This is a genomic window from Levilactobacillus yiduensis, assembly GCF_024718525.1.
Lineage (GTDB): Bacteria > Bacillota > Bacilli > Lactobacillales > Lactobacillaceae > Levilactobacillus > Levilactobacillus yiduensis.
Genome location: NZ_JAMXAZ010000011.1, coordinates 34,469 through 55,540, shown reverse-complemented (window position 1 = coordinate 55,540; position 21,072 = coordinate 34,469). Strand labels below are relative to the sequence as shown.

Sequence of the window (21,072 nt, the reverse complement as noted above, 5' to 3'; positions counted from 1 at the left end):
CGCCCCACGCTGTAGGCTGAGAAAAAAACCTCAGCCAACACCGTCGACACGGCAGGCGATAACCTGCTAGACGTCATCGCGGCTGAGAAGGGTGATGGCTTCGCCGGCCGCTTCACGCCGGTCGATGTTGTCCTCGCCCCAGACACATAGTTCGTGCAAGATACCTGACAGCGACTGGCCGTACTCGGTCAGGGAATACTCGACTTTCGGCGGCACCTGCTTGTACACGTGGCGGGCCACGATGTTTGCGGCCTCCAGTTCACGGAGCTGTTGCGTCAACATTTTTTGTGAAATTTGGGGAATGGCACGGGCCAATTCACCCGTGCGCATGGTGTGGTGGCGTAAGTGGCATAAAATAATGGATTTCCATTTGCCACCAATGATTTCCATCGTGGCTTCGACGCCAATGTGATAAGTTTTAGTGGGCATAAAACGGCCTCCTGTTCAATTATTACCTTTTGGTGGGTAGGGCACTTTAAAGTCGGTTCTTGTACCTGAGTTGCTAACCAGTATAATCATTATTTATCACGTTAGCAAACGAAAAACAGGGAGGTCATTATGACTAAAAAAATTTCACCGGCAATGACGCTACTGGCGTTGGCCATCAGTGCCTTTGCCATCGGCTCTACGGAGTTCATCAGTGTTGGGTTAATGCCATTATTGGTTCAAAGTTTTCACATTAGTTTGGCACAAGCGGGTTTGACGGTGTCGGTCTACGCCATGGGCATCATGGTGGGGGCGCCGTTAATGACGCTACTGACCGGGCAGATCAACCGGCACACCTTGATGGTCATCATTATGTTGCTGTTTATCTCGGGTAATTTGGTCGCCACTTTTGCCCCGGTCTTCAGCGTCTTGTTGGCTGGCCGGGTGATTGCCGCGCTGGCGCATGGTATTTTTATGACAGTGGCTTCCGTCATCGCGGCGGACGTGGTGGCGCCTTCCAAACGGGCGTCGGCCATTGCCGTGATGTTTACCGGCCTGACGGTGGCGACCGTGACCGGGGTACCACTGGGGACTATGATCGGTCAACTGGGCGGCTGGCGTTGGTCGTTTATCTTCATCAGTCTGATCGGGGTGTTGGGCCTGCTGGCGGACTACGTCTTGGTGCCACGCAACCTGCCACTGCCTAGCAAGGCCACGGCGCGCGGCATCTTACGGGTGCTCGGCAATCCCCAGCTTTTGGTGGCGCTACTGGTAACCGCCTTGGGATACGGCGGGACCTTTGTGGCTTACACCTACCTGTCTCCGCTCCTGGAACAAAAGATGGGCTGGTCCGCCAGCGCCGTGGTGGTCATCTTGGCCATTTACGGCTTGATGGTCGCCTTTGGGAACACGATGGGCGGTCGCTGGGCCAACGCCAAGCCGCTGGCCGCGTTGTTAAAAATGTTCACGGGACTCTTTCTCACGCTGGTCGTCTTGACGTTTACCGCCAATAGCCAGTGGTTGGGCCTCCTGACGGTGCTGGTCATGGGCTTCTTCGCCTTCATGAACGTGCCCGGCCTGCAACTGTACATCGTCCAACTCGCTGAAAAATACACGCCGCAAGATATTACCATGGCGTCGGCGCTAAACATTGCGGCCTTCAACGTGGGTATCGCTCTGGGATCTGGTATCGGTGGTCAAGTCACCAGTCAATTTGGTCTGGGCTGGACACCACTGTTCGGTGCCGGCATGGTGGCCTTGAGCATTGGCCTGACCCTCTGGCTGATTCGATTAGCTCGACCCGTCAAACGTTTAATTCACAAATTTAACCAATTCTAAGCGAAATCCTTACCAGTGTCATGACTGGTCAAAAACCACCGGCAATCCTTCGAAAAGTGATTGCCGGTGTTTTTTAATATTAGCCGTATTTTTAGACGAAAAGTGATCGGTGGTTGGCAAAATGTTAAGCGGGGTAATCATACGAAATTGCGGCCTATCACGGTTCAATAATGGTGAAGGACCACAGTAGTTGCTAGGCTATAATTATCCGCAGTATTGTACGCGCGGCGTGATTTATAAACAATATAATATTTAAATAATTATAACGATAAATTTAAATTGTGATGGTTGCTGGGCTTGGGTATACTCCTGCTTATGAAGAAAAAATAAAAATTGGGAGGAACCGCAATGGACAAGAGGTGGTTAATGGGGGTGCTAACCGGCGTAATCCTACTGACCGGCGCCGCGACGGCCCGTGCCGCAACCGACATCACCGGCGATGCCGACCTGCAACACGCTGTGGCGACGGCACCCCAGGGGATTCCCCTCGATAATTTATTTGCAATGAGCGGGTGGGATAACTTTACCAAGCTGATTGATTCGCCCTTGGTCGATAAATCCATCGCCCAGATTACTCGAGATAATCCGACTACCATGGATGTTCAGGCAGGCGCTATCTGGTCCAAAACAGGCTTAACCCGGATGAACAATCAATTTGATATGAGTCAGGATACTGATATTTCGATGTGGTTGTATTTTGGCAATAAAGGGCCCGACGCAGGTTCTGGCATGGCATTTGTCTTGCAAAACTCAGAAGACGGCATTTGGGCGGCGGCCAGTGGTGGCCAGGCCTTAGGTGTTTGGGGGAACGATAAGAACGGATATGGCAAAGAAACCGTGGTTTCGTCTGCAATTCAGAATAGTTGGGCGCTAGAATTTGACACACGAGTGAATAGTGCTGGGGGGTATGGCGCTAGTGATGCGTTTGATAGAGATGCCGTTGTCAGTGCTGGGATGCACATTGCTAGCGGTTATCCCGGGCAGGCAGATTCGTATAATCTCTTGGGGGAGTCAAGAAAGTATTATGCAAGTCTAAACCATATCCAGCCCAAGCGAGTAGCTAACTTTGCGGATGGCCAGTGGCACCACCTATCGCTGTCTTGGAATGCAACCAAACGGCAAATGACCTACCACTATAACGATCGTGACGTGCGAACAGGGGCGTCACGGTCTGGCATGGATGTCGTGCAAGACACCGTCAATATTGACCCAGCAAATTGAATGCTACTAGTGAGAAACCCAACGTCTACTGGGGGATGACGGGGTCAACCAACGCTAAGAACAGTGAAAATGGTCTCGTTCTGATCGACAGTTCCGACACACTGGGACAGGTCAATGCTCACGCAACGCTGGAAAATGCCACCACCCACCGACCCGTTACCGCGGGCAGTCGGGTGGCCGTGGGGGACCAGCTGACTTATCGCTACACGTTTGACTATGATGCGATGACCAGTCATCAAGATATTCAGCCGCTGACCATGAACGTCCCCTTGCCGCAGCCATTGACCTGGACGGCAGGCGGCGTTCGTTACAACGGCGGCGCCATCACGGAACCATTTACGGCGGCAGAGCTGAAAAGTACGATGATTCAGAAGAAGTGGCGCGAAAAGCTGGATGCGAGTCGCCACCAAGTCACGGTACAGGTGACGGGAACGGTACCACCAGTGACGCACACGACCGCGGTGCCCGAGGTCAACGCCAGATTCTTCGGGCCCAACTATCAAACGCAACTGTCGCTGCCAGGCTATCACATTGCCACAGACGTCGCGCTGAAGTTGACCAATTTGGGGGCCGCGACCCAGCAGTTGGGCCACCACGAAACGGCACTGGTCCGCGTGCGGTTGACCAATCAGGACCAACCGTTTGCCCAGGCCGAGCTTGCCAACTATCGGGTGACCGGGCGCCTCAATGGGCAGGAGCTGCCAGCCAATGTGACTTGGATCGACCAACCCGTGGGAACGGCTGAGGTGACGCTACCCGCGGAATACTTGCAGCCGGGTGACAATCACTTGACGCTACAGGCGCAGGATAAGGGTAACGCGACGACCGTGTCTAATTCAGTAGCGGTGACGCTGAATCGTGGGCCTGGCACGTTAGATTTTGCAGAGGTGTCGCCAGCCGCCGACTTTATGCCCACCGCGCTGACAGGCACGGCCCAACGCATTATCCGCCAGCCGGGTTGGCGCTTGAGCGTTTCGGATGAACGGGGTGCCGGGCGTCGCTGGAAGTTGTTGGTCCGCCAAGGCGAGGATTTTCAAACGCAGGCTGGTCACCCTCTAAGTGGCCAGTTGTTATTTTCTTGGGGCGACCAGAGCAAGCCCATCAACGAGATGGACACGTTGATTGCGACACACACCACGGCCAGTGATGCGGACGTGGTCGATGTGAGCGGGCATTGGGAAACGAACGAAGGGCCACTCATGGCCATCAATAGCGACACGTTAGCCGGCCAGTATCGGGGCATATTGGAATGGCGATTACAGGATACACCGGGTTAACCCCCACCTTGACTAGGGCTGTAAAACTTTTTCCAGTTCGGCGACTAAATAACCGGCCTCGACCTCGTCATCCCACTCACGATTTGGGAAGAGCACGTAGCGGTCGAGCACGTAACCCACAACGACGGCGATCATGTACCGAAAGATCTCGTTGAAGGGCCAGTCGATAATGATTTTATTTTTTTGTAACGTGAGAATGGTGTCCTTGAATGCTGCAATCAACTCGTTGCGCGCGGTTTCGATAAATTGCGTCCGCAACGTTTCGTTGTACAAGAGTTCACTGAAGAAGACCTTGATGGCGTCCTGGTTGTTGGCGGCAAAGGCCATCCGGTTACGGACGAAGAAGTCGAGAAAGTCGTGAAGATTGGCGGCGGGGTGGTTGAGCGTTTCGCGTTTGAATTCCGCCTCGACGTCGGGAATGATCTCTTGGATGATCGGCTCCAGGGCGGCCCGTAAGATGTTGGCCTTGGATTTGAAATGCTTGAACATGGTCCCCTCGGACTGATGGGCGGCCGCAGCGATTTGCCGGGTACTGGTGTTGGCATACCCCTGTTCCGCGAACAGCTGAATGCTGGTGATCAGGACATCTTTTTGCTTTTGCGTGAGGTCCGGGTTAGCCTGAACGACCTCGGGAAACTCATCTAAAATTTTTTTATTGGGCATGAAAGTCCCACCTTTCTAGGAATAACGGATTGTGTGCTGGGTGTTGCAAGCTTGAAGTTAGCTATAGTCATTGTGACACTGTGGCTTATGGCGATAAAGGTTGGCCTTTGATACAAGGTGGTCCGTACTGGTGCCTACCGTCCGCCAAATATGGGTCGGAACGCGGTGGGAAGGACCGGTCGAAGCCAAAGGGCGGTCTTCAACCTCGCTTCGAGCCGAAAATCGCGTCTCGAAGACGCCAGTTTCCAAGTAGGTCGCTTGAAAACTCCCACGGCTGAGTCCAAATTTAGCTCACTCACGGCTACGTGGTAGATAACCCACTAAAATTAGTGAAACCATTAGTTCTGCCTGCTAGGGTGAACGCCTCTTGACTGAGAAGGTATCGTTTAGCTTGCTAGTTATGCTAGCAAGTTGGTAATTATCAGTAACTGTGTGTTAATGCCAAGCCGGTGGTAAAAGCGGCTGCACTGAGGTCCAAACCAGTGTCAATTAGCAGTCACCATTGTAGCCGGGAGTCCGCCAAATATGGGTTCAGCCGTGGGAGTTACCTTAGCAGCGCTTTTTGCTGGTTAGGTAACTGGCGTCTTTGAGACGCGAACTTCGGCTCAAAGGCGAGGTGTCGAGACCGCCCCTTGGCTCGACCCGTCCGCCCACAGCGTCCCTACCCATATTTGGCGGACGGTAGACGACCAGCACGGACCACCCTGCGTCCAAGGACTAATTGTCAGCGGTCTCTCAAAAGCGGCCAAGTAGCTGGTTCACACAGTGTCACTGACACCTACTATCTTACCAGTGTGGTGGGGGATTGCTAGGCCAAATACTAGGTCATTCCCCAATCTTATTTACGACCAAAAAGCCGGTCTGTCTGTGTCCAGGACAGTCCGGCTTTTTGAGTGATAGGGGTGAAGCAAACGGTTTAGGCATTGTGGGTAGCCCCGACTTTGCGGTAAGCCAGGTAGAACTGGATAATGGCTAGGACGACATTGACCCAGTTGACTGCGGTGAACCAGCCTGCCAGAACGGCTACGCTAGCAGCGCCGTAGAAGACCCAGAAGCCCAAGATGATTGCAACCACGTTGATCCAACCAAACCATTTCATCAACTCTTGGTTGCCAGTAGCAAAGCAAGTCCAAACCCCGTTGACAACTAACCAAATCGCAAGAATCCAAAAAATAGTGGTAAACATGATTAAAATCCCCTTTCCAAATCTTCGAGCGAGTAATCACTCGCCCTCAAGAACAACTTCAGTTTACCACCAAAATAGAAAAAGGCAACCCCTTTTTTAAAAAAGTTGGGGGAGTGGGTTTGTGGTTTGAGTGCGGTGCAAATTGGCAAGAATACCATAAGCCGACTTAACATGAGGAGACTAGTTGTCGCAGCTACATGGTCCGAGCTGCCGCCTACCGTTCGCCAAATATGGGCCAGAACGCGGTCTCCTCTCCTCGGATGAGCTCATATTTGGTGAACTCTTGGCTACAGGAGATGAAGCCAGCTGTGTCGAACCGGAAGCCCACTTCAAATCTTAGGACTATTGGCTGCTGACTAACACCGACGAACTGGGGGATTTATGATTGCGTATTAACCCCAATTTGACGGTAAAACTGGTTGGTGCTGGGGCTAATCTAGTGATCGATTAGCAGCACCATGTAGCCGGAGTCTGCCCAATATGGGTTCAGCCGTGGGAGTTACCTTGCCAGCGGTCTTAGCTGGTTAGGTAACTGGCGTCTTTGAGACGCGAACTTCGGCTCAAAGGCGAGGCGTCGAGACCGGGCTTTGGCTCGACCCGTCCGCCCACAGCGTTCCGACCCATATTTGGCAGACGGTAGGCGGCCAGTACTTGCTATATAACTGTCGAAAAATTTGAACACGTAAAAACGGCGCAACCAGTTAGGCTGCGCCGTCTTTACGCGTTGAAATTAAGATTTAGAAACTAAGGGGTGCGTTTAAGGCAGGTAGTTGCCGGCAGCGAAGTAAATGTCGTACCACTCCTGCTTCGTCAAGTTCACGTCGGCACCAGCCGCGCTGTCCTTGATGTGTTCAGGGTTCATAGTCCCCAGCAGAACTTGGATATTAGCTGGGTGGCGAAGAATCCAAGCGGTCGCAATCCCGTTCTTGGAGACGCCGTATTTGTCAGCGAGTTCTTGCAGCTTGTCGTTTAACTCAGGGAACTTCGGATCATTGATGAACATCCCCGCGAACAGGCCGTACTGGAATGGTGACCAAGCTTGGATCGTCACGTGCTTGCGGCGAGCAAATTCGAGCATACCCCCGTCAGTGACGGCTGGTGAATCGTCCATGTTGACGCGCAGGCCTTCCGTGATCATTTGGGCGTGGGCCGCACTGAATTGTAATTGGTTGAACATCAGCTTTTGGTCAACGGCTTCTTGGACCATTTCGTATTGTTGCACGTTGAAGTTGGAAACCCCAAAGTGGCGAACCTTACCGGAACGTTGCAGCGTGTTGAATGCGTCAGCAACTTCTTCGGGTTCCATCAGTGGATCTGGCCGGTGTAACAAGAAGGCGTCCAAGTAGTCTAGGCCGGTCCGGCTCAAAATACCATCGACGGCGTCCAGCAAGTGTTGCTTGGAGAAGTCGTAGCGTTTCCCAAAGACCAGGCCATCATGGCTACGGCTTTGGTCCAAGATGATGCCACCCTTGGATTGAATGTAGAAATCGTTACGAGACAACCCGGACTTGGCCAAGGCTTCCTTGAAGACCTTTTCGGATTGGCCATCACCGTAAATATCAGCGGAGTCGATGTAAGTAATCCCGGCTTCGTGAGCGGCTTGTAAGGCTTTAGCAGCGTCGTCAACCGACAACGTGGCCATGCGCATGATACCCAACGCAACGGCAGAGGCTTGCCAGTCGGTGCCACCTAAGTGTAACTGTTTCATCAGAAAATCTCCTTTACATACAAAATGTTAAACGAACTTACGAGTCTAGTGTACACGAAACGCAAGAAAATTTCGCGTCTGGACCTTCGTCATGGTGACGCCATCACCGGGGGGACTTGAGTTGACAATGGCCAATGACGGTAAACGAGGTTCGGCCTAAGAACCAACAACGACGGGCATTCGGGTCGACTGTTTGATGGGCTACTGGCTTAACCAACGACAGCTTATGAAAAAAGTGATTGACAATTTTAGCAGAACCGTTATAGTTAATTACACAAGCAACTAACCAACAGACTAATGAGTGGGGGAATTTTATCATGACAACGAATACGGTGGTCAGCGTCAACGACCTGGAAAAAACGTACGGCAAGCCTAACGAGCGGCAATACACGGCCTTGAAGGGCTTGAACTTTACGGTAGATGCCGGCGAGTTTGTCGGCATCATGGGGGCGTCCGGTTCCGGGAAGACAACGCTGCTGAACATGCTGTCGACGCTGGACACGCCGACGAAGGGCGATGTGGTGGTCAACGGCCATGACGTGACCAAGATGCGGGGTAACCAGTTAGCTGATTTTCGGGCGCAGGAAGTCGGCTTCATTTTCCAAGACTTCAACTTGCTGGAAAGCCTGACCGCTGAAGAAAACATCGGCCTGCCACTGGCCTTGAAGGGGACGCCGGCCAAAGTCATGGACCAAGCGATTCATGAGGTGGCTGACACTCTGTCGATTGCTGACTTGCTGCAGAAATACCCGGCTGAACTGTCCGGGGGGCAAAAGCAACGGGTCGCCGCCGCTCGGGCCATCGTCCACCATCCCGCCATTTTAATGGGGGACGAACCGACGGGGGCGCTGGATTCGACCAGTGCACGTGAATTGCTGGACCTGTTGACGACCATTAATGAGCGCCAACAGATGTCTGTCTTGCTGGTGACCCATGATCCGTTCTCAGCCAGCTTCTGTCAACGGATCCTGTTCATCAAGGACGGTCAGATTGGGTCTGAACTGCGACGCGGCGATCAGGACCGACGGGAATTTTACCAACAAGTGCTGAACGAATTGGGCACGTTTAACGAGTAGGGGGAACGAAAATGTTAGGAAAATTAGCCTTAGCCGGGATCAAGAACCGGCGGCGGGACTACCTGGTCTTGCTGGCAGGTCTGACCATGTCGGCCGCCATCTTCTACATGTTCGCCAACTTGGCGACGAACCGGGCCTTCTTAAATGCCAACGCCGTGGTATCTTCGGCTAGCGTTATCTTTGGCTTTGGGGCGGTCTTGTTGATTCTGATCACAATCGTCTACATTATGTATGCCAACAGCTTCTTGCTCAGCATGCGCCAGCACGATTACGGGCTATTCATGATGCTCGGAGCCACGCGCAAACGGGTCGGTGAGCTGGTATTCTTGGAAACGCTGATTTTGGGAACCGTCGCGACCGCCATTGGGGTGGTACTGGGCCTGTTGATGAGTAAATTTCTCGTCGGCTTACTGCTCAACGCGTTGGGGTTACACCTCAAGCACCTGACGGCTTTCTACCTGCCAGCAATCGTGGCGACGGTGGTGCTGTACGTGGGCCTGTTCATCTTGGCCTCGTTGTTCAACCTGATTCGGCTGACGCGGACCACCGTATTGAAATTACTGCACAGTGACGAACTGGCCAACCAACCCAAGGTCAACCCCATCTGGCAACTGGTCCAAGGTGTCCTCGGCATCGCCTTGTTAGCCCTAGGTTACTGGGCGATGGCGGCGATTAACGACTTAGAAATGGCGGCGATTCCGCTGGCGTTAGTCACGATTACCCTCGGGACGTACTTATTATTCCGGGCGACGATTTTGGCAATCATTCGGGTGTTACGTCAGACCAGTTGGGCCAAAAAACATTTGAATGGCTTCCTGTTGGGCCAATTGAATTTCCGGGTGCACAACTATACGCGCATGTTAACGATCGTGTCGCTGCTCTTTGCCATGGCGTTGGGGGCCATCACGGTCGGCTCCGGTTACCACCGGCAATTGCCCCTCATGGCGCAACGCACCGGGACTTATTCGGTGGCCGTCCATGATGCCAACGCTAAGGAACAACAGCTGCTGGGACAACTCAACAGCGCCTACACGGCGACCTACACGCAAAAGCGTCAAGGCAAAACAGTGTATTACAACGCCGCTGAACTCAAGCGCCAACCAGTCGAGCAGCGGGCCTACACCAAGACGGGGACGGCTAAGAACGTCTCTCGCCAGTCCTTCAAGGAATTTCAAAAATCAGGCATTAAGGACCTGGACTTCCTGAGCCTCGCGCTGACCAAGTCTGGCAGTCCGTACGCGCCGAAGATCTTGTCCGCCGCACAGTTCAAACGCCAAAAGGGTCAAACCATTACGGTCACCACGGTACGGGTCAAGAACCTGGCCGCGGACCTGGGCACGTTGAAACGTCTGAACAAGTTGGAGACGGCCCGTTTCAGTCATCCTGCCGAAATGACGGTCGGTAATTATCAAAGCTACACGTTGATGCTCGGGATGTTCGGTGGCCTGGAGTTCATCGGCTACTTCCTGGGAATCGCCTTTCTGGCCATGCTGGCATCCTGCCTGATGTTTAAGATCTTGTCCGGCGCCCCTGGCGACCAACGACGGTACCGGATGCTGTACAAGGTTGGGGTGCGCAATACTCTGATGCGGCGCGGTATCGCAAAAGAAATCGGGATTTTATTCCTAATTCCTGGTATCATGGGGATAATCGATGTTTTGTTCGGTCTGATGATGTTTAAGCCGTTGATGCCCGCGCCGATGAGTCCTTACCAAGGAATTGGGCTGACCTTCCTCATCTTTGTGGGGTTATACGCCATTTACTATCTCATCACGCTGGGCCTGTACTGGCGAATCGTGTTGCCTAATAAGACCACGGACGCGTAATCGACAAGACAAGTTTACAAAGAATGTGGGAAAAATATGAATTTTAATTTTGATAGTCCGGAACCGATTTACCTGCAGGTGGCCGAGCAAGTGGAAGAAGCCATTTTCACCGGCATTTACCGGGCGGGGGAACAGGTGCCGTCGACGACAGAAATGTCGAAAGAATTTCATATTAACCCAGCCACGGTGCTCAAAGGCATGAACCGGTTAGTCACGGCAGGCATGTTGGAGAAGCGCCGTGGGTTGGGGATGTTCGTCACAGCGGACGCGGAAAAGATGATTCGGGAGAAACGCCGGTCGGAATTTTCGCAGCGCTACGTGGCGGGCTTTACCAGTGAGGCCAAGAAGCTCAATTTGTCGGAGGATGAACTGATTGCCTTGGTCAAACAGAGTTATGAGGCAAAATAGAGCCTGTAAAACGAGAGTGGGACAAAAGGCGGTTAGCTGGCGAGCATTAAGGCTGATAAGCGAATAATCCCGGGTTTGGATTGTTTGCTTATCAGTTTTAAGCGGGACCAGCTGCCTTTTGGCCCAGGTTTCAACACCAGATATTCGGAGACACAAAGGGCCTGGGACTTTCCCAGACCCGTTTTGGGTATCCAGGGCTTTTCTCACGGCCGGCAAGAACCTGGTGAGGGGCACAAGGTTGATTACTTTTGTGAGACGGAAGCCTTATGACACTTCCTTTTTGTAAGCTAATCAGTTTACTTTTCTTCAAAAGTGCGTTATAAATAATTGTGTACAATTGAGTAGCAACAAACGGCGAAGAAAGAGGGACTTGATTATGGAAATCACAATTAAAGATGTAGCGAAGAGCTATTTAGACCAAAACGTCCAAGCGGACACGGTTCTTTTGCTGACGCTGGATGATGGCTCGAATCAGTACTCCACGTTGGGTGGGAGCTGTGCCATCGGCGACAAATTCCAGTTTGTGGCCCTGACGCAACAAGACCCAAAGTACAGCATTCCCGTAGCCAACAATGCGGGGCTGAACCTGTGGACCAACGCGGATACGGAACTGTATTTGAATAACGGCCTGATCTTGGACCGGGTCTTCAACCAGTTATCCTTGCGTGATGACACGGGAATCTTGGACAGCGCGGTCGGCATGATCACGTACACCGCTGAAGAAAAGTCTAAGTTGGATTTGAAGAAAGAAATGCAAACGTTAGGCACACGGATTTGCTAGTGTGCTGAAGAATGAGTGGGGCAACAGGCAGTTAGTTGGCGAGCATTAAGGCTGATAAGTGTCAACTGCCTCGTGACCCAAGTTTCAGCGATATAATTTGAGGGGGTTCAATTCACTGACGAATTGAACCCCTTTTTGGGTCTTAAATGCAAACTGGATACTGTGGTGGCAGGTTGTCCAATTGCGGTAGCCATACGCGGTGCAACGGCAATTGATGGATTGACGTTTAATACTTTAAATACGCATAGTGGCCGCGACACACGCAATATAGCGAATCATCAAGCACATCTATCAAACGGTTCTTTTCATTCATGAGGGGCCTCATCGTTCGGCGCAATCAGTTCGTGGCGACTACGCTTACCCGCTTTGATTTGTTGGATACCTTCTAAAATCCATCTGTAATTTTGAGGATTTTCCGTTAAAAATTGATTCTCCATGAAATTGTTATAAGCCCTTTCTGAAATAACAACTGCGTTCGGTGCATCTTCTCTGGTAATCATCACTGGTTCAAAATCCATCGTGGCTTGATCCAAATAGGCCTTTAGATTTTTACGAAATTCCGAGTATGTCGTGGTTTCCATTGCGCTTGCTTCCTCTCTCTATCGTAAATGTATCGTACGAGTTAACGTAAAATTGTACAACTATTTTGCTTGGATTTAGACAACTCCGTAAAAGATGTTGGAAGTAGAATTAACGCGTTAAGTTCTGGAGCGATGATATTCTGGCCGGCTACCGCGTTTCGCCTAGCCTCCAATCTTTGGGTAAAGAAGTTAACCGACACCGGTTGTCAAGGCGGTGTCCGAACGCGTATACTCAAATTGTATAAATATTTCGGGAGGGGATTTTTTTGAGCAAAAATAGTAAAGTTTGGCGACTACTGATTGGGATGCTTAGTTTAGTGTTTGTTTTGGTTGTTAGCCAGATGGCAACACCAGCTAAAGCGGCTACCAATCACAACGGGGCTGATTTTACCACTTCTGCCAGTGTCACCAACGGGCCGGATTTTAAGCACGTTGACACGATTGATATTCAGTACAATTTGAACTTCGGTAGCACGCCGATTCACGACGGCGACACCATTACGCTAGATTTTCCTGCCAATCTACGAGGAAAAACGCCGGGCGATACCTTTGATGTGACCGACCAAGACGGCACGGTCATTGGCAAGGCGGTCGTTTCCGATACCGGAGTGGTCATCACCATGAATGGTGCATTGGAGAACAAGACCAATGACAAATTAACGTTGAACCTGGCCACGAAGTACCGCGGGGATGACTATGGCGAGCAAGCCGTCGTGTTCCCACTGGAAAATGGTGGCAAGAGTACGTCGACTATCAACTTGGTCAAGGACGAGGCTAATTTATCCAAAAAGGGCGTCATCCAGGACAACGGGACCATCAAATGGACGATTCTGGTCGACCGCCAAGAAGTTGATTTGAAGAATTTGAAAATCAGTGATACCATCGGCGACAATCAAGAGCTGATTGAAGGCCTCACCGTCAGCAATGCGCACTGGACTAGCAAGACGCAGTACCAACGGGAGAAGCCAGCACTGAAAGAAAACACGGATTACAAGGTTACATATAACGGCACGACGGGGTTCGATGTCGCCTTTAACGACACGGTCTCAAACCTGATTGCCATTGATTACTACACCAAGATTACGGACGATACGTTGACCCACTCCGGTTATAAATTTAGAAATAAAGCGGTCATGAGCTGGGGTGGCGGCACCGGTGATGGTCGGTATTCCGAAGAGGCCAACGGAAAGGCATCCTCCTCTACGGGCAATAGTGGTTCCGGGAGCGGCGACGTGAACGAGACCGACGAAGAGGACCCAGACGAAGATACTGGGACCATTGATGTTGATGGCGGTACCGAAACGGACGAGGAAGAAGCTGCCCGTGAAGAGGAAGAAGCCAAGGATGAGGCCGCTAAGGAAGCGGATAAAGAAACGGCTAAGAAGAATGCCGTGAAGAAGGCTGCCGCTAAACAGGCTGCTACGAAGAAAGCCGCTGCGGCAAAGGCTAAGGCCGCAGCTAAGGCGAAGCAGGTGGCACCGGCGACGGCGACCCAAACGGCTGGCACGACAACCACGCGGAACACCAAGTTGCCCCAAACACGCGGGGCTGACGACACGATGGCCAGTCTGATGGGCGTTACGGCGCTCTTGGTGACGCTCGGCGGGGCTTGGATTCGTCAACGGTTTTAAATGAAAATGCGACATTTAGTCAGTGAACTGGGAGTGAATCCTGGTCGCTGGCTTTTTTTGCTGTTATTAGGCGAGTGCGTATGATTAAGCATCAGTAAGCGAATGAAGCTGAATGCTATTGTAGGGACAATTACTTCATTTTTGTGACTAGTGGTGATAAAATAAGCACCATCAGACGCAGAATGGAGATGAAATGTTGTAATGAAAAATCCTGAAAAAACGCGAATTACTATTCGCATGGATCTCAATCGAAAGCAAGAGGCTGAAAAGGTCGCTAATAGTTTAGGAATTGATTTGACCGCTGCTGTGAATTTGTTCATCTCACAAATGATTAAAGAAAATGGCTTGCCATTTAGGCCGACCAATGATCCAGCAAAAAGTGGGCTTCAGCGGGCGTTAGAAGATGTGAAAAATGGTGATACAACTAGGTATACGCTCGATGAGTTTGTCGAACATATTAAAGATTTAGGTGAATAACTTGACGATTAAAAATATTCTGACGACTAGAGAGTTTGACCGTAGTTTAAAGAAGCTCAAGAAAAAGCACTATGATATATCGCGAATCGCTCAAGCGGTTTTTCACATCGCGCACAGAGAGCAAGATGTCTTAATTCGTAAGTACAAGTGGCATCTTCTCAAAGGTGATAAAGCAGGTATTAATGAGATTCACTTAGATAGAGATTGGCTACTGTTGTACGAAATTACTGATAATGAAATTACGATTCTTTTGTTAGATACGGGATCACATGATTCAGTTTTTAAGCATGCATGAGTGAAGATACCGAATTTCAATCGTTGGTGGTCAATAGTTTCGGCTCTTTTTGCATGCCCCACAGTTGCCACTGGTAAATCATCTAATGTGGCAAAAATCACAAGCTCTGCTATACTCGACTTAGAAGAAAAATTCACCGGGGAGGAGATTTTATGCAACAACTGCGCGAGTATAAACGGTTCTGGTTCGTCATCATTTTAGGGGCCATTGCGTTGGTGCTCCAATTTGGCGCGCACCAAGCAGGGATTGCTCAGCTGCTGATTACCGGTCTAGGAATTCTGTTAGCGCTATTGATGTTCATTGATATGGTCAAGACGTTGCGGTCTGGTAAATTTGGGGTTGATTTGTTAGCGATTACCGCGGTGATTGCCACGTTGGCCGTCAGTGAATATTGGGCGGCCTTGATCGTCTTACTCATGCTGACTGGGGGCGATGCGCTGGAAGACTTTGCTGCTCGCCGCGCAAATAGCGAGCTCCAGGAACTGCTTAATAACTCGCCGCAATCTGCCCACAAGGTTGAGGGCGACACGATTACCGACGTGGCCATTCATACGGTTGAAGTGGGCGACCAGCTGCTAGTCAAGCCAGGCGAGGTCATGCCCGTCGACGGAACGCTAGCGACAGGACCAACCACGGTCAATGAATCGTCACTGACCGGTGAAGCGCGGCCCATTGACAAGGAGGCCGGCGACACCGTGATGTCCGGAAGTGTGAACGGTGAGGCGTCCGTTTACCTCAAGGCCGACCAAACGGCCGATAACAGTCAGTACCAAAATATTGTGCGGCTGGTTAAGCAAGCCGAGGACCAGCCAGCTAAATTTGTTCGGATGGCTGACCGCTACGCTGTACCATTTACGCTATTGGCTTACGTGATTGCCGGAATTGCCTGGTACGTGGCGGGGGACCCGGTACGGTTTGCAGAGGTACTCGTGGTCGCCTCGCCGTGTCCCTTGATTTTGGCGGCACCGATTGCGCTGATTTCGGGGATGAGTCGGGCCAGTCGAAATGGCATCATCGTGAAGACGGGGACCACGCTGGAAAAGCTCGCGCAGGTCAAGACGTTTGCCTTTGATAAGACGGGAACCATCACGCAAGGTAAATTGGTGGTCGATCAGGTCGTGCCGATCACGGCCGTCACACCGGAAACGTTGCTGCAGCTGGCGGCCAGCGCGGAACAACACTCGGGCCACGTGTTGGCGCAGTCCTTGGTGGCTGCGACGACGGCACCGTTATTGCCGGCAACGGAGGTAAAGGAAACCACGGCCCAAGGGGTCCAAGCTACCATTAAAGGTCAGGTTATCCGCGCTGGTAAGGCGGAGTTTGTGACCGATCAACCGGTCGAAAAACCTGACCAAACGGCGGTCTACGTTTCCGCGGCGGGCATTTACCAAGGCTACGTCAGCTTTAGTGACCAGGTGCGGCCGGAAGCGGCGGAAACCATGACGAAGCTGCACCAACTAGGTGTTGGTAATTTGTTGATGATTTCCGGTGACCGCCAGCCTATCGCCAAGCAAATTGCTGGTGAAGTCGGAATCGACCAGGTACATGCCGAATGTTTGCCGGCTGACAAGATTCAGGTGTTGGCACAATTGCCGGCAACGCAGCGACCAGTCGCCATGGTCGGCGACGGCATCAACGACGCGCCATCACTGGCTACGGCGGACGTCGGCATTGCCATGGGCGCTCACGGGGCCACGGCAGCCAGTGAGTCGGCGGATGCTGTGGTCTTGAAGGACGACCTGACGCGGGTCAGCGCCGCCAGAAGTATCGCCCACGACACCATGCGCGTCGCTCGCCAAGCTGTGATGATCGGCATTGTCATCTGTACGGTATTGATGCTGATTGCCAGTTTCGGCGTTATTCCAGCCATCATCGGGGCGGTGTTCCAAGAAGTCGTCGACACGGTCACCATCCTCTACGCCCTGCGTGCGCGGACTGACCGGTAGAAAAGAAGGCCTCACTCTTACTAACGAAATTCGCGGGGAATTTGTAACCCCCTAAATGGCGAAATTAGTCTTTGAACGCAAGATAGTCCGTACTGGCCGCCTTACCGTTCGCCAAATTTGGACCGTGACGCTGTGGGAAGGACCGGTCGAAGCCAAAGGGCGGTCTTCAACCTCGCTTCGAGCCGAAAACCGCGTCTCGAAGACGCCCGTTTCCAAGTAGGTCACTTGAAAACGCCCACGGCTGAGTCCAAATTTAGCTCACTCACGGCTACGTGGTAGATTGACCACTAATGTCGATGAACACGGCCATTCCAGCGATGTCCCTGCTAACTTTAGGGTTAATCACAGCCGCAGACGACGGACTGATTTAGTGGGCTTACGCCTTGTCAGCTGAGTCTGGTCATCTTACTTGATAACCTGGCAAGAAATTCTAGGTAATTGGAGCGACACAGCTGGCTGTACGGTGTTATTGAAAAGTCAGGAACCAAACTTTCTAAAAAGAGAAGCCTAATATTCAGCATCAAATAGTCAATAAGCTGGGAACATTTGTCCGCGTTATTGACTATTTTTGCGTCTGAGTGGTGCTTATCAGTGGCTTGGTAGTAGGTCTGATTTGACCGTAGTCCAATTGTTGGCAAGGAAAAATAATTGGAGATTAATCATCTCTGTAGCCGGGAGTCCGTCAAATGTGAGCTCAGCCGTGGGAGTTCCCTTAGCGGCGCGGGTCACGCCGGTTAGGGAACTGGCGACTTTGAGACGCGGTCTTTCGGCTCAAAGCCGAGGAGACGAGACCGCCCTTTGGCTCGTCCCGCCGCCCACCGCGTTCCGGCTCATATTTGGCGGACGGACGGCGGCCAGTCAGGTAAATGTCTGGTAATCAATCCCTTTTTCTCCCCTCGTGAATGCGGTATCATAGAGACGGAGACATTTGCTTTAATCAATCGAAGAGGAGCCTGAAAAATGACAAAATCAATTCACACTGATTATTTCTTTGATGAAGCGGCATATAACACTCACGATGGGGGCTATGTACCACTGGAGGAGCCCAAGACGCCACAACAGCCGTTGCGGATTCCGCCACTGTTGGAGCCGGATAAGGAAACGGCGACGGACACCTACTACACGGTCGAAGCGCAGGCCGGCGAGACCCAATTATTGCCAGGCAAGAAGACCAAGACCTGGGGCTACAACGGCTCACTGTTAGGCCAAACGGTGGTCTTTAAGCGTGGTAAGACCATGCATATTGACCTGAAAAATAGTTTACCTGAACTGACCACGTTCCACTGGCACGGGTTAAACGTTCCCGGCCCTTACACGGACGGCGGTTGTCATGCCCCAGTTTACCCAGGGAAGACGCGCCACATTGATTTCAAGGTCGACCAACCGGCCGCAACGTTGTGGTTACACGCCCATCCGTGTCCATCAACGGCCGAACAAGTTTGGCACGGCCTGGCTGGCTTAGCGCTGGTCACCGATGATGTGGAAGCAAAATTGCCATTCCCACGCAACTACGGGGTCGATGACATTCCGTTGGTCTTGCAAGATCGGCGTTTCCATGAGGATAACCAGTGGGATTACGAAGCCGATTATGATCCGGACGGGGTCCAAGGACCAACGCCAATGATCAACGGGACCATCAATCCTTACTTTGACGTCACTACCCAACGCGTGCGGCTCCGGATTTTGGACGGCGCCAACCGACGTGAATGGCGGCTGCATTTTAGTGACGACCTACCATTTACCCAAGTGGCATCCGATGGCGGTGTGATGCCGGAACCAGTCGAATTCACTCATTTGATGCTGACCTGTGCGGAACGGGCCGAAGTCATCGTAGACTTTGGTAAAGTCACACCTGGGCATACGGTCACGTTGTACAGCGATGATGTGCCGTTGGTTCGTTTCCGGGTTCATGACTTCGTGCCAGACGACGTCACGTTGCCTGACCACTTGGTCGACATCCCGAACCCTGATGTGACACCGAATACACCGGTTCGTAAGGTGGTCATGTCCGGGATGGATGAACAAGTGATGATCGACGGTAAGAAATTTGAAATGCAACGGATCGACGCGCGCCAGAAGGTTGGCAACGTGGAACTCTGGGACATCACCAACACCAACGATATGGACGGCGGCATGGTCCATCCATTCCACATGCACGGGACGCAATTCCTGGTCTTGTCACGTAACGGCCACGAACCGTACGCCAACGAGCACGGTTTGAAGGATACGGTCGGCGTCAATCCAGGCGAAACGGTCCGCATCAAGGTCTGGTTCGAGCATACCGGGGTTTACATGTACCATTGCCACATCATTGAACATGAAGATGGTGGGATGATGGCACAGATTGAGGCGTACGATCCTGACCATCCACAAACGTACAAGTTGATGGATATGGACACGTTGATGAACGCCGTCGCTGAAGAGCGGGGCATTGACGTCAAGGACTTGAAGCTCCCTGGGATGAGCTCCTACGAAAAGATGGGGATGAAGATGTAGCCAGTGTTGTTAGTTGGTCTGTGGCTGGACCATTAGAACAGACGCTGAACATCTAAGTGGTGAAAAAAAGAAGACTTGTCAGTATTGGTTACGAATACTGATGAGTCTTCTTTTCGTGTGATGATATTGCAGTGAGGTAATGCTTGGTGGATAAAATAGGTGTTACATAAACTGATTTCGATTCAATAGGTCAGTATGGTGTTGGGGAGAGAATGAATTGTTTATGGGCCAACTCATCTCTCGTTAGCAGTAAGCTACCATCCGACATGGTCACCGTGGGGTCACTCGCCATGCTTCTTCCCACGTAAAACGTGATCCACGTGGGCCAAAGTCTCGTTGACGATGTCCAAAATATGGGGGTCATCCAGCTGATAAAAATTTTGTTTACCCGCGCGGCGGGAGGTCACCAGCTGTTCCTTCTTAAGTAGGGCCAGTTGGTGGGAGACCACGGACTGTTCGGTGCCGAGTAGAGTGCTGAGCTCACTCACGTTAAGTTCGCGCTGTTCTAACAAATATAAAATTTGGAGTCGCGTGGTATTGCTCAGTAATTTAAAAATATCCTGCGACGCGACTAGCGCAGGCTCTTGGATTAAGGTGACTGCTTCTGGGGTATCCGACATGAAAAAGCTTGCTCCTTTCATATGAACGTGATAACATATGTCACGAATAACATGTATGAGGGGATGACATCATGATGAAAACGATTCTAACCGGGGTCACGGCGTACATTTCCACCGGTTTAGACTACTTAATTATTTTAATGGTAATCTTCGCCCGCGTAAAGCATCAGGATCGCTGGCTGGTCTTGATCGGCGACTTTTTAGGAACGATTGTCCTGGTTGGCAGCTCGTTGCTGATTGCTTTTTTCCTAGGATTCGTGCCGGCACCTTGGTTACTGGGCTTTCTGGGGTTGATTCCGATTTACCTGGGGATCAAACTGTGGGTGCAGGGGGATGACGATGATACCGATGCGATTGCGGCTAAGGTGGCCAACCCCAAGCGATTGATCGGTCAGGTAGCGCTGATCACCATGGCAACCTGTGGCGCCGATAACGTCGGCATTTACGTGCCTATCTTTACCACCGTGGCACCCAACACGATTCCGCTGATTTTACTGACGTTTGCCGTGATGGTGGTTATTTTCTGGGAAATCGGCTATCGTCTGGCCTGCCTGCCCAAGGTGGCCGACATTTTGGAACGCGAGGGTCGCTACATCACGGTGGCGGTGTACATCCTGATTGGCCTGTACATTATGTATGATAGTGGGACTTTCCAGCATTTGTTGCAGCTGTAGAAAGTGGATTGATTGGTAGTATCTGTGCCAATGCGAGATGGTTTACATCTCAGTTGGATTCATGTATATTGTAGATGTAGATTTTGTCTCCGTGGGTGACGGGACGTTAATTTAGAATATTACCCGTGTGAATGGTTGTCTCCGTGGGTGACGGGACGTTAATTTAGAATATTACCCAAAAAAGCAGTCGAATTTAATATTCGGCTGCTTTTAATTTACTCAAATCTCCATCTATGTCAACAATCCAATTGCTACAAATGCTGTTATCTTCATAGTTGTGAAGATAAGTTTGTGCTTGTTTTTGCTTGATACTGATTGGCCATTTTAAAGTGCATTTGGTCTGTCACAAGACTCACCTCCAAACGAACGGTACCATTCGTTGCAACTATTTTGACTGAATTCTGTAAATATCTGTTGTCAGAAAATAGACTCCCGACAAGAA

General features: G+C 51.4%; 20 protein-coding genes. 14 read left to right on the top strand and 6 right to left on the bottom strand.

Annotated features, from left to right (window positions below):
- Positions 1–66 precede the first annotated feature (66 nt).
- Positions 67–429, bottom strand: a complete 363-nt coding sequence (locus tag NGM66_RS08005; RefSeq protein WP_208907630.1) for a winged helix-turn-helix transcriptional regulator — start codon at positions 427–429, stop codon at positions 67–69.
- A 129-nt stretch (positions 430–558) separates the two neighbouring features.
- Here NGM66_RS08005 and NGM66_RS08000 point away from each other — a divergent pair, with 129 nt between their 5' ends.
- The 3 genes from NGM66_RS08000 (at position 559) to NGM66_RS07990 (ending at position 4,262) form a co-directional block, all read left to right on the top strand.
- Positions 559–1,764, top strand: a complete 1,206-nt coding sequence (locus NGM66_RS08000; RefSeq protein ID WP_258115534.1) for an MFS transporter — start codon at positions 559–561, stop codon at positions 1,762–1,764.
- Between the two features lie 348 nt (positions 1,765–2,112).
- Positions 2,113–2,985 carry a lectin-like domain-containing protein gene (locus NGM66_RS07995; protein WP_258115533.1) on the top strand — a complete coding sequence of 291 codons (873 nt, stop codon included), beginning with the start codon at positions 2,113–2,115 and terminating at the stop codon, positions 2,983–2,985.
- A complete protein-coding gene (locus tag NGM66_RS07990) occupies positions 2,982–4,262 on the top strand; it encodes a hypothetical protein (RefSeq protein ID WP_258115532.1) in 1,281 nt (426 codons plus the stop codon). Before NGM66_RS07995 ends, NGM66_RS07990 begins: the two co-directional genes overlap by 4 nt.
- A 12-nt stretch (positions 4,263–4,274) precedes the next feature.
- On the opposite strand, the gene NGM66_RS07985 is transcribed toward NGM66_RS07990, so the two are convergent.
- From NGM66_RS07985 to NGM66_RS07975, 3 genes are all read right to left on the bottom strand, one after another.
- Entirely contained in the window at positions 4,275–4,925 is a 651-nt protein-coding gene (locus NGM66_RS07985) for a TetR/AcrR family transcriptional regulator (protein ID WP_208907633.1), read from the bottom strand.
- A 916-nt stretch (positions 4,926–5,841) separates the two neighbouring features.
- Positions 5,842–6,111 carry a hypothetical protein gene (locus NGM66_RS07980; RefSeq protein ID WP_208907634.1) on the bottom strand — a complete coding sequence of 90 codons (270 nt, stop codon included), beginning with the start codon at positions 6,109–6,111 and terminating at the stop codon, positions 5,842–5,844.
- Between the two features lie 757 nt (positions 6,112–6,868).
- Entirely contained in the window at positions 6,869–7,819 is a 951-nt protein-coding gene (locus tag NGM66_RS07975) for an aldo/keto reductase (protein ID WP_208907635.1), read from the bottom strand.
- A gap of 317 nt (positions 7,820–8,136) precedes the next feature.
- On the opposite strand from NGM66_RS07975, the gene NGM66_RS07970 reads away from it, so the two are divergent.
- The 4 genes from NGM66_RS07970 (at position 8,137) to NGM66_RS07955 (ending at position 11,910) form a co-directional block, all read left to right on the top strand.
- Positions 8,137–8,895: an ABC transporter ATP-binding protein gene (locus NGM66_RS07970; protein WP_208907636.1), complete on the top strand. Its 759-nt coding sequence runs from the start codon at positions 8,137–8,139 to the stop codon at positions 8,893–8,895.
- An 11-nt stretch (positions 8,896–8,906) separates the two neighbouring features.
- Positions 8,907–10,721 (top strand): FtsX-like permease family protein, encoded by a 1,815-nt coding sequence (locus tag NGM66_RS07965; RefSeq protein ID WP_208907637.1) that lies wholly within the window; start codon positions 8,907–8,909, stop codon positions 10,719–10,721.
- Positions 10,722–10,757: 36 nt separating this feature from the next.
- Entirely contained in the window at positions 10,758–11,129 is a 372-nt protein-coding gene (locus NGM66_RS07960; protein ID WP_208907638.1) for a GntR family transcriptional regulator, read from the top strand.
- A 376-nt stretch (positions 11,130–11,505) separates the two neighbouring features.
- Positions 11,506–11,910: an iron-sulfur cluster biosynthesis family protein gene (locus tag NGM66_RS07955; protein WP_208907639.1), complete on the top strand. Its 405-nt coding sequence runs from the start codon at positions 11,506–11,508 to the stop codon at positions 11,908–11,910.
- Positions 11,911–12,215: 305 nt separating this feature from the next.
- Here NGM66_RS07955 and NGM66_RS07950 read toward each other — a convergent pair whose 3' ends face one another.
- Positions 12,216–12,491 (bottom strand): type II toxin-antitoxin system Phd/YefM family antitoxin, encoded by a 276-nt coding sequence (locus NGM66_RS07950; protein WP_208907640.1) that lies wholly within the window; start codon positions 12,489–12,491, stop codon positions 12,216–12,218.
- Positions 12,492–12,757: 266 nt separating this feature from the next.
- Between NGM66_RS07950 and NGM66_RS07945 the strand changes: the two genes are divergently transcribed.
- The 6 genes from NGM66_RS07945 to NGM66_RS07920 all read left to right on the top strand — a co-directional run bounded on the left by NGM66_RS07945 (position 12,758) and on the right by NGM66_RS07920 (position 19,336).
- Positions 12,758–14,122 carry a collagen binding domain-containing protein gene (locus tag NGM66_RS07945; RefSeq protein ID WP_208907641.1) on the top strand — a complete coding sequence of 455 codons (1,365 nt, stop codon included), beginning with the start codon at positions 12,758–12,760 and terminating at the stop codon, positions 14,120–14,122.
- A gap of 201 nt (positions 14,123–14,323) precedes the next feature.
- A complete protein-coding gene (locus NGM66_RS07940) occupies positions 14,324–14,599 on the top strand; it encodes a type II toxin-antitoxin system RelB/DinJ family antitoxin (RefSeq protein WP_208907642.1) in 276 nt (91 codons plus the stop codon).
- A gap of 1 nt (position 14,600) precedes the next feature.
- Positions 14,601–14,894, top strand: a complete 294-nt coding sequence (locus NGM66_RS07935) for a type II toxin-antitoxin system RelE/ParE family toxin (protein ID WP_208907643.1) — start codon at positions 14,601–14,603, stop codon at positions 14,892–14,894.
- A gap of 152 nt (positions 14,895–15,046) precedes the next feature.
- Positions 15,047–16,840: a heavy metal translocating P-type ATPase gene (locus NGM66_RS07930; protein ID WP_208907644.1), complete on the top strand. Its 1,794-nt coding sequence runs from the start codon at positions 15,047–15,049 to the stop codon at positions 16,838–16,840.
- 55 nt (positions 16,841–16,895) lie between these two features.
- On the top strand, positions 16,896–17,060 hold the full coding sequence (locus NGM66_RS07925; RefSeq protein WP_258115531.1) for a hypothetical protein: 165 nt from the start codon (positions 16,896–16,898) through the stop codon (positions 17,058–17,060).
- A gap of 740 nt (positions 17,061–17,800) precedes the next feature.
- The gene (locus tag NGM66_RS07920; RefSeq protein WP_208907645.1) at positions 17,801–19,336 is read left to right on the top strand and encodes a multicopper oxidase family protein; all 1,536 of its coding nucleotides are present in this window, start codon (positions 17,801–17,803) and stop codon (positions 19,334–19,336) included.
- A 281-nt stretch (positions 19,337–19,617) separates the two neighbouring features.
- Here the strand turns inward: NGM66_RS07920 and NGM66_RS07915 are convergent, their stop codons facing one another.
- Complete coding sequence (locus NGM66_RS07915) at positions 19,618–19,956, bottom strand: ArsR/SmtB family transcription factor (RefSeq protein ID WP_208907646.1); 339 nt, start codon at positions 19,954–19,956, stop codon at positions 19,618–19,620.
- A gap of 71 nt (positions 19,957–20,027) precedes the next feature.
- Here NGM66_RS07915 and NGM66_RS07910 point away from each other — a divergent pair, with 71 nt between their 5' ends.
- A complete protein-coding gene (locus NGM66_RS07910; RefSeq protein WP_208907647.1) occupies positions 20,028–20,630 on the top strand; it encodes a cadmium resistance transporter in 603 nt (200 codons plus the stop codon).
- The last annotated feature ends 442 nt before the right edge of the window (positions 20,631–21,072 follow it).